At 67.9% G+C, this 8,471-nt stretch carries 9 protein-coding genes; 7 read left to right on the top strand and 2 right to left on the bottom strand.

Annotation, left to right across the window (positions count from 1 at the left end; all coding sequences use genetic code 11):
- The coding region (locus RMO85_RS11870; RefSeq protein WP_310528933.1) for a carboxypeptidase regulatory-like domain-containing protein at window positions 1–1,918 on the top strand (1,918 nt) is incomplete at its 5' end.
- A gap of 209 nt (window positions 1,919–2,127) precedes the next feature.
- On the opposite strand, the gene RMO85_RS11865 is transcribed toward RMO85_RS11870, so the two are convergent.
- Window positions 2,128–2,784, bottom strand: a complete 657-nt coding sequence (locus RMO85_RS11865) for a hypothetical protein (RefSeq protein WP_310528932.1) — start codon at window positions 2,782–2,784, stop codon at window positions 2,128–2,130.
- A gap of 349 nt (window positions 2,785–3,133) precedes the next feature.
- Here RMO85_RS11865 and RMO85_RS11860 point away from each other — a divergent pair, with 349 nt between their 5' ends.
- From RMO85_RS11860 to RMO85_RS11845, 4 genes are all read left to right on the top strand, one after another.
- On the top strand, window positions 3,134–3,994 hold the full coding sequence (locus RMO85_RS11860) for a sulfurtransferase (protein ID WP_310528931.1): 861 nt from the start codon (window positions 3,134–3,136) through the stop codon (window positions 3,992–3,994).
- 1 nt (window position 3,995) lies between these two features.
- Window positions 3,996–4,292: a DUF1416 domain-containing protein gene (locus RMO85_RS11855; protein WP_310528930.1), complete on the top strand. Its 297-nt coding sequence runs from the start codon at window positions 3,996–3,998 to the stop codon at window positions 4,290–4,292.
- 98 nt (window positions 4,293–4,390) lie between these two features.
- Window positions 4,391–4,813: a thioredoxin family protein gene (locus tag RMO85_RS11850; RefSeq protein WP_310528929.1), complete on the top strand. Its 423-nt coding sequence runs from the start codon at window positions 4,391–4,393 to the stop codon at window positions 4,811–4,813.
- Window positions 4,810–5,226 carry a DUF4395 domain-containing protein gene (locus tag RMO85_RS11845; RefSeq protein ID WP_310528928.1) on the top strand — a complete coding sequence of 139 codons (417 nt, stop codon included), beginning with the start codon at window positions 4,810–4,812 and terminating at the stop codon, window positions 5,224–5,226. The genes RMO85_RS11850 and RMO85_RS11845 overlap by 4 nt, the downstream gene beginning before the upstream one ends.
- 6 nt (window positions 5,227–5,232) lie before the next feature.
- Here RMO85_RS11845 and RMO85_RS11840 read toward each other — a convergent pair whose 3' ends face one another.
- A complete protein-coding gene (locus tag RMO85_RS11840) occupies window positions 5,233–5,790 on the bottom strand; it encodes a hypothetical protein (RefSeq protein WP_310528927.1) in 558 nt (185 codons plus the stop codon).
- A 114-nt stretch (window positions 5,791–5,904) separates the two neighbouring features.
- On the opposite strand from RMO85_RS11840, the gene RMO85_RS11835 reads away from it, so the two are divergent.
- Together RMO85_RS11835 and RMO85_RS11830 are read left to right on the top strand one after the other, a co-directional pair.
- Window positions 5,905–7,026: a glycoside hydrolase family 16 protein gene (locus RMO85_RS11835; protein ID WP_310528926.1), complete on the top strand. Its 1,122-nt coding sequence runs from the start codon at window positions 5,905–5,907 to the stop codon at window positions 7,024–7,026.
- Window positions 7,027–7,191: 165 nt separating this feature from the next.
- The coding region (locus RMO85_RS11830; protein WP_310528925.1) for a sugar transferase at window positions 7,192–8,471 on the top strand (1,280 nt) is incomplete at its 3' end.

Genomic DNA, 8,471 nt, shown 5'->3' with positions numbered 1-8,471 from the left:
CTACATCCAGGACACCCTCGACGACGGCGTCTACAAGTTTGCCTTCAGCACCGGCTCCTACGTCGAGTACTACAAGGACAAGTCGGACCTCGCGACGGCCGACGCCGTCACGGTGGCCGCCGGGACACCGGTGGCGCTCGGTGCGTGGACCGTGGACCAGCCCTATGTCCTCGGCACGGTGACCAACGCGGCCGGCAAGCCACTCGCCGGTGCGCAGATCTACGTCTATGACGCGGCTACCGAGAGTTCCCTCGGCACCTTCTACGCGGACGAGAAGGGTGCCTACAAGGTCGCCACCCAGGGCTCGCCGGTCAAGGTCGCCTTCGCCGCCGCCGGCTACGCCTACGAGTATTTCAACGACAAGGGCAGCTTCGCTGCGGCGGAGCCGGTGACGGCAACGGGCGCCGGCGCCCTCCTCAACGTCGTGCTCACCGCCGGTGGTTCCATCAGCGGCCAGGTGACCAGCGACGCGGGCGCTCCGCTCGAGTTCATCGAGGTGCGCGCCGGTGGCCGCTCCGACCTCACCGACAAGTTCGGCGTGTACACGATCAAGAACGTCTCGACCGGCAGCCAGATCGTTCGCTTCGAGGACCCGATCGGGGAATACCGGTTCGAGTACTACAACAACACCACCGACTTCTCCGCCGCTACGCCGGTGGTCGTGGGTGTCGACCAGGTCGTGGGCAACGTCAACGCCAACATGACCCCGCTGCCGGCCGACCCGACCAAGACCGTCGAGGTCACCGGCTCGGTCAAGGACACCACCGGAGCCCCGGTCGTGGGCGCGCTCGTGTCCGCGACGACCACTCCGGTCAGCTCCCTTGATCGCAGCACGGTCGAGTACGTCTATTCGAACCGTCAGGGCATCTACAGCTTCACCGAGCTGGAGAAGGTCCAGAACGAGAATCAGTTCAAGGTGCGCGCCAGTGCCTCCGAGCAGGGCGACGACAACGCCTTCGCGCTGTTCGGCTCCTGGTTCGGCGGGGTGCAGAACCAGGACTCCTCGCCGGCCGTCACCGTCACCCCGGGCACTCCCGTGGGCGCCGTGGACTTCGTCCTCGATCGGGCCGGTGGCATCGCCGGTTCGGTGACCGGTCTTGCCGGCACGCCGCTGAACCCGGACGTCGACGTGGTCGGCTCGATCGACGGCCTCTTCGCCCCCGACGGGGTCAGCTTCGAGCCGGACTCCACGTTCGAGTCGCGTTCGTTGCGCCCGGGCACCTACAAGATCCGCTTCGACGACAACACCGGCTTCCACGTCGGTGAGTGGTGGAAGGACCAAGCCGGGATCGACGACGCGGTCGTCGTGACCGTGAAGTCCGGTCAGATGGTGGGCGGCCTCAACGCCGTCCTCGGCAACAGACTGGCCGCCTCGCAGCGGCCCGTCATCGCCGGCTACCCGTGGGTGACCAAGGCCCTCCGTGCCGAATCGGGCGTGTGGAACCTGCAGACCGGCACCGCCTTCACGTACGAGTGGCTCGTCGGAAGCAGCGTCGTCGCCAAGGGCGGCACGTTCACCCCGACGACTGCCCAGATCGGCGACCGCCTGACTCTGCGCGTCGTTGCGGAGAACGGTCGACTCATCGGCTCCGCCACCTCGGCCGCCTCGGCCAAGGTGGGCTACCAGCCGAAGATCAAGGTCAAGATCAAGGGCGCCACGGCGTCGTTGAAGATCAAGGCCAGCCCGGTCAAGGCCAAGAAGGTCAAGGGCTCGATCGTCGTCAAGGAGATCGTCAAGGTCAAGGACGACGGCACGATCAAGTACAAGTTGATCGCCAAGTCCAAGATCAAGAAGGGCAAGGGCACCGCCTCGCTCAGCAAGCTGAAGAAGGGCAAGCACAAGCTGGTCTTCTTCTTCACCGGCAAGGGCAAGGTCGGATCCAACGACGTGTCCAAGAAGGTGAAGGTCAAGCGCTGACCCCACGATCGGGCGTGACCCGGACCTGACGCCGCGGCCGGTTGGTACGTCGTTACCAAACCCCGCAGATCGGGGCACTTCATGGCGGAGGTAGGTATCTCGCTACCTACCTCCGCCGGAGCAGCTCACAAGTGGCCCGGTTGGTTGGTCGCGACCAACCAATCGCGACCAACCAATCGCGACCAACCAATCGCGACCAACCAACCGGGTCACGTCGGCGGTAGGAACACGAACCGGCGCGTGGACGGCAACACGTCGGCCTCTGCTGCCGGCTCGGGGATCCCGCGGTCCACGTAGGCACGCTGGACATGTCGGCGAAGCAGCGTGTGGGCGGTGTCGAGACCCAAGGGCTCGTGGGTGGCAGCCACCATCTGCCGCAGGCCGCGCACGACAACCATGGTGGCGGTCAATGTCGGGGCGTCGCGGCAGGTCGTCGCGCGATGGAGGATCTCCAGCTCCTGGGCTTCCCACCGGGCCAGTCGGCGTCCCACGAGCTCGTGGTGCCGGCCGTGCTCGAGCATCGACAGCCACACCCGCGTCCACTCGATTTCGTGCTGGTCGTGAGGCAGGAACAGCGCGACGGCCTGGAACACCTCAAGATCGGCCAGGCGCGCGTCGAGGTAGGAGTACCACCTCCTGCCGATGGCGGCAGCGATCTCCTCCCACATCACCGCCGTGGAGCCGAACCACTTCAGGACTGCCGCAGGCGTCACCCCGAGCCGCCCGGACAGCGCCCCCGCGGACACCGCGCGACATCCACCGCCCGCTATCAGCGCAATGGCCACGTCGGTGCAGTTCTCCCCGCGGTGGAACGAAGCCGGTCGCATGATCGGCGACTCGGGGTCGAAGAGGGGGTTGTCGGCCATGGCCCTCAGCCGATCACGATTCGTATCGATGCCGCTGGCGTCATCCACAGCGCATCTCAGATGATGGAACGTACATCCATACTGTGAGACGGCCGCTGGTCGATCCCCGATCCCGGCCTAGGGTTGCCGCATGTTCTCGACCATGCTGACCAAGCGCCGCGCAGTGGATCACTGCCGCACGCGCTCGGCGCTGTGTCGAATGTCCTGACGGGTCCACACTTCAACCTCTGCTAAGTCCACCTATCTTGTGGACTATTCTGCGAGAGTGGGCTCGTCTTCTGCATGCCGCCGCGGCGGCGTGCCCTCGCGCTGTCACGCCACTTCTTCCATCTATCAAGGAGCACCTCCCATGAGCCGCGAAGACTCGCTCGTCACCGCCCAGTGGGTCGAGGACAACCTCGACACCGCCGGCATCGTCCTGATCGAGGTCGACGAAGACACGACCGCCTACGACAAGGGCCACATCCAGGGCGCCATCAAGCTCGACTGGACCACCGACCTCCAGGACCAGGTCCGCCGCGACTTCGTCAACAAGGCGCAGTTCGAGGCGCTGCTCTCGCAGCGCGGCGTCAGCAACGACGACACGGTCGTGCTGTACGGCGGCAACAACAACTGGTTCGCCGCCTACGCCTACTGGTACTTCAAGCTGTACGGCCACAACGACGTCAAGCTCCTCGACGGCGGCCGCAAGAAGTGGGAGCTCGACTCGCGCGAGCTCACCGACCAGTTGCCGACGCGGGCGACCACGTCCTACACGGCGACCGAGCAGGACCACTCGATCCGTGCGTTCCGCGACGAGGTCGTGGCCGCCATCGGCGCCCAGAACCTGGTCGACGTACGCAGCCCTGACGAGTTCGCCGGCCGCCTCCTGGCCCCGGCGCACCTTCCGCAGGAGCAGGCCCAGCGCGCCGGGCACATCCCGACCGCCGCGAGCGTGCCGTGGAGCAAGGCTGCCAACGACGACGGCACATTCCGCTCCGACGACGAGCTGAAGACGATCTACAGCGACGCCGGCGTCGACTGGAGCAAGGACACCATCGCCTACTGCCGCATCGGCGAGCGCTCCTCGCACACCTGGTTCGTGCTCAAGGAGCTCCTCGGCCAGGAGAACGTCAAGAACTATGACGGTTCCTGGACCGAGTACGGCTCGCTCGTGGGCGTGCCGGTGGCGCTCGGCGACGAGCCCGGCTCTGCTGACGGGAGCAACTGACATGTGCGGCGCCACTGAGGGCGGTCTCTCGCTCGACGGAGTCAACACCCAGATCGAGGCCGTGATCCAGGGCCAGGTCACCCGCGAGGGCGAGCCGGTCGCGGGAGCCTACGTGCGACTGCTGGACCGCACCGGCGAGTTCACCGCCGAGGTCCCGACCTCGGCGACCGGGCACTTCCGGTTCTTCGCCGGCGACGGCGAGTGGACCTTGCGGACGCTGGCCCCCAAGGCCTCACCGGTCGACACCAGCGTCACCGCAGCCGTGGGCTCGGTCGCTGAGGTCGCGGTCGCGATCTGATCGACGTGACGCAGGTCGCGAGCGGCTCCCGGGAATGCCGGGGGTCGCTCGCGACGTTCCACCGCCGCTGGTTGAACAAGGTTTGAGAGGAGCAGGTCGTGACAGGTCTCGTGGTCCTGGGAGTCGCCGTCGTCGTCGCGGTCGGCTTCGGCCTGTTCCGACGCGCGACCGACGGCACGTTCGCCTCTGAGCCCCTCTCCCCGACGTGGGGCCACGTGAACGCCGCCCTTCCCCAGGAGTCGCTCGGCGAGCGGGCGACGCTGGTCCAGTTCTCCTCCGCCTTCTGCGCCCCCTGTCGCACGACGCGGGTGGTGCTCGCCGACGTGGCCCAGGGCGAGGACGGCGTACGCCACCTCGAGATCGACGCCGAGCAGCACCTGGACCTCGTGCGGGCGCTTGACGTTCGGCGTACTCCCACCACTTTGGTGCTCGACGCGCGCGGCCATGAGGTGGCGCGCGCGGCGGGGGCACCCCGACGCGGCCAGGTGCTCGCCGCCCTGCCGAGTGGAGTCGCCTCGTGATCGATCCTCGTGGACCGCGCTTCACCGCGGCCGTGACCCTCGTCCTGCTGGCGGCGGCGCTGGTGGTGCCGACACCGGCGGCCGTCGCGATCGTGGCCGTACAGGCCGCATTCTTCCTGGCCGGCGTCACCTTGGGTGTGCAGCGCACGCCGACGGCCTACGTCTTCAAGGCGCTCGTCCGGCCCAGGCTCGCGCCGCCGGCCACGCTCGAGGACGAGCGCCCGCCACGGTTCGCCCAGGCTGTGGGCCTCGTCTTCACAGGCGTGGCGCTGCTCGGCTTCGCGATCGGCGCAGTGCTCGTCGCGCAGGTGGCGATCGGGCTGGCCCTCGTGGCGGCCCTGCTCAACGCGGTGTTCGGGCTGTGCCTGGGCTGCGAGCTCTACCTGCTCGGCCTGCGCGTGCGCCCGAGCTGATCGGGCTCAGGCCGGGGGGCTGGTGATGAAGAAGGGATCGGCTCCCTGATTGGTCTGGAGCACGGTGAACGTCGTGTTGGGCCCGGTGGCGGGACTGCTCGACGTGAAGACGAATGGTCGACCGGCGGCGCCGATGTCGGTGTTGGCCACGTCGTCCATGCTGAAGTTGAGGGTGACGGTGGCGGGCCCGACGATGCTGGCGCCACGCGTGAAGCTGAACGACCGGTAGGCACCCGCCGAGGTCAGCGTGGTGTCCGATCCGGTGACGTTCCAGCCGTCGACGGTGCCGGTGGGATTGACGCCGGTGATGCGGGTGCCGTTCCCCTCGGGTGTCGAGCTGAAGGACGCGCTCGGGTTGGTGACGGTCGTCCCGCTGGGCACGTCGATACTGAAGCGGAACTGGTAGGTGGCGTTGTTGTTGCGGACGCCCGACGCATTGCCCTCGAACGACGCGGACGTGATCCTCCAGACGCCGGGGGACACAGCGAAGGCCGGCGCGGCGACGCCCACGGCCACGACGGGCACGCTCCAACTCGCCGTACGAATCAGGGTCCGGCGGGACACGTCTGTATCCACCCCCCTACGATAGTTGACTTCTCCAACCCCGTCATCCGATCCGGGGGTGCCAACGCCTCGGCCGATTCGCCGTCCCCGCAGAGGCTGGGAAAGAATGGCTAGATGTCCCGATCCAGCGCCGCCGTGCGCCGTACCGCCGCGCTCGTCTGCCTCGCCACGCTGACCGCGTGCTCGGGCGCCTCCGGGATCGATCTCACCGAGTCCGACTACGAGGACGGCGCGGGCATCACCGCCAGCGTGCTGCCACAGCTGGCGGACCCGGGCGGGGACACCGAGAAGTCCACGGACGCGGAGTACGTCGTCGATGCGACCGTCGAGGGCGCCAAGGCCGGCCAGGTGGTCGAGCTGCAGGTGGTCGACGGTGACAGCTGGAGGCTCGAGGACACTGCGAAGACCGACGCCGACGGACGGGTCGCGTTGAGCGTCGGCGAGGCGAAGGAGATGCGGGTGGTCTCCGACGGGGACACCCCGGTCGGCATCCATCTGTCCACCGACGACGCTCCCGCCGCGACCTTCACCGACGAGTTCGACGAGCGGGTCAAGGATGCCTGGGGGACGCGCGACCAGGGGTACGCCGGGGTCCGGCTGTGCTCGCGAGCCTCCGACGACGCCGTCGAGTGGGTCGACGGCGTGCTGCGCCTGAGCGTCCTCGACGACCCGGACAAGGGCACGTGCCGGGTCAAGGGCAAGGAGTACGACTACCGCCTCAACGGCCACCTCGGCAGCGGATTCAGCTTCACCTATGGGTATGCCGCAGCGCGCATCAAGTTCCAGGAGCAGCGCGGCCAGCACGGCTCCTTCTGGCTGCAGGGCTTCGGCCCGGAGCCGACCGGGGATGCGAAGCTCACCGGCGCCGAGATCGACGTGATCGAGTACTTCGGCGACGACCACCCCGACGGCGGCCTGACCAGCTTCGTCTACTGGCACCCCACGGAGAAGGGCAGGACGGCCGGCGGCTGGCTGCCGGACCCCGAGCAGTTCGGCGGCGACTGGTCCTCGAAGTTCCACGTGTTCTCCGTCGAGTGGACGCCGAAGAAGTATGTCTTCCGGATCGACGGCCAGGTCACCGACACGATCACCCAGGGCGTCTCCGGCCAGCCCGAGTTCTTGATCCTCAGCCTGCTCAGCTCCGACTACGAGCTCCAGCACCTCGACGGCGAGGACAAGCTGCCCCAGCAGATGGACGTCGACTGGGTGAAGGTCTGGGCACAGCCCCAGGGTTAGCCTCGCGTAGCCCGTTCGCCGACTGCTCGTTGGACTTCGGGTGGGCTCCCTCCTCCACGGTGGCCAGAAACACGGGAAAGAATCCGGTCGCATCGTGGGAAACGGCTGCGGATGGGTGTCCTGGGTACGAGACTAGTCCAGACGTCTTATCGGGGGAATGGCTGTATGTCGGAGTTGAGTAACGCTCAAGAAGCGGCGGAGTTCGCCACCCGCCGATACTTCGCCACCGAACCGCGTGCTGTCGAAGTCCCCGCGGGCGAGGCCTCGGACTGGCGCAAGCGCTATGCGCGCGCCCTGCTGGTCGGCGACCTCGTCGTTCTCCTGATGGCGTTGGCCACCGCGCAAGCCGTCCGGTTCGGTGTCTCCTCCCCGGAGACTCGATTCGACGGCGTACACGTGCCCTACCCCGTGCTCGGCCTCCTTCTTGCCGGCATGTGGTGGGGATCCCTCCAGATTCACCAGACTCGCAAGCTTCGAGTGGTGGGCCACGGTGCCGAGGAGTATCGCCGCGTCGTCGTCGCCACCTTCCGAGCCTTCGCCGTGCTGGCGCTGCTGTCGGTGGCCTTCAAGGTCGATGCCTCCCGGCTCTACTTCGCCACCGCCTTCCCCCTCGGCCTGGTCGGCCTGCTCGTCGAGCGCAAGATCGCGCGCGCGTGGCTGCACAAGGCGCGTCAGGAAGGACGGGCCATGACCCCGGTGCTGGTGGTCGGCGGCGAACGCGCGGCCGGGCAGGTCGCGCGCTGGTTCGTCCAACACATCGCGGCCGGTTATCGGGTCTCGGGGGTCTGGGTGCCGGACGATGCGATGCCACTCGCCAGCCTGCTGGACGCCGCGACCCGCGACATCCCGGTGATGTCGTCGCACGTCGACTTCACGGAGGCGTTGGCGGTCTCCGGCGCGAGAGCGGTCGTCGTCACCGACACCGAGCACCTCGGCCACGAGTCCCTGCGCGACCTGACCTGGCAGCTCGAGGGGACCGGTATCGCCCTGTTGCTCTCGCCCAACGTGCTCGACGTCTCGTCGGCCCGCCTCACCCTCGACGACGTGTCCGGCATGCCTCTTCTCCACGTCAGTGAGCCGCAGTATGCCGGCGCCGGCCGCCTCGGCAAGACGCTCTTCGACCGCATCGGCGCGATGTTCCTGATCACCGTCTTCAGCCCGCTGCTCCTGGGGAGCGCCCTGGCGGTGAGGCTCTCGAGCTCGGGCCCCGTCTTCTACCACCAGGAGCGCGTGGGCCAAGGAGGGCGGACCTTCGGCATGATCAAGTTCCGCTCCATGCGGGTGGACGCCGACGACGAGCTGGAGGCGCTGCTGGCTGCCGAGGGCAAGACCCTGGCCGAGCTGCCCAAGCTCACGCGTGATCCACGCGTGACGCGCGTGGGTGCCTTCATCCGTCGCTACTCGATCGACGAGGTCCCCCAGCTCTTCAACGTCCTCAAGGGCGA

The organism is Nocardioides sp. (assembly GCF_031422975.1).
Classification (GTDB): Bacteria; Actinomycetota; Actinomycetes; order Propionibacteriales; family Nocardioidaceae; genus Nocardioides.
The sequence above is the reverse complement of the archived record's forward strand: the minus strand, read 5'-3'. Positions and strand labels throughout refer to the sequence as shown.

Coding starts and splice junctions, on each gene's coding strand:
- RMO85_RS11835 (WP_310528926.1), top strand. CDS start 5,905: ATGTCCCGATCCAGCGCCGCCGTGCGCCGTACCGCCGCGCTCGTCTGC.
- RMO85_RS11860 (WP_310528931.1), top strand. CDS start 3,134: ATGAGCCGCGAAGACTCGCTCGTCACCGCCCAGTGGGTCGAGGACAAC.
- RMO85_RS11855 (WP_310528930.1), top strand. CDS start 3,996: ATGTGCGGCGCCACTGAGGGCGGTCTCTCGCTCGACGGAGTCAACACC.
- RMO85_RS11865 (WP_310528932.1), bottom strand. CDS start 2,784: ATGGCCGACAACCCCCTCTTCGACCCCGAGTCGCCGATCATGCGACCG.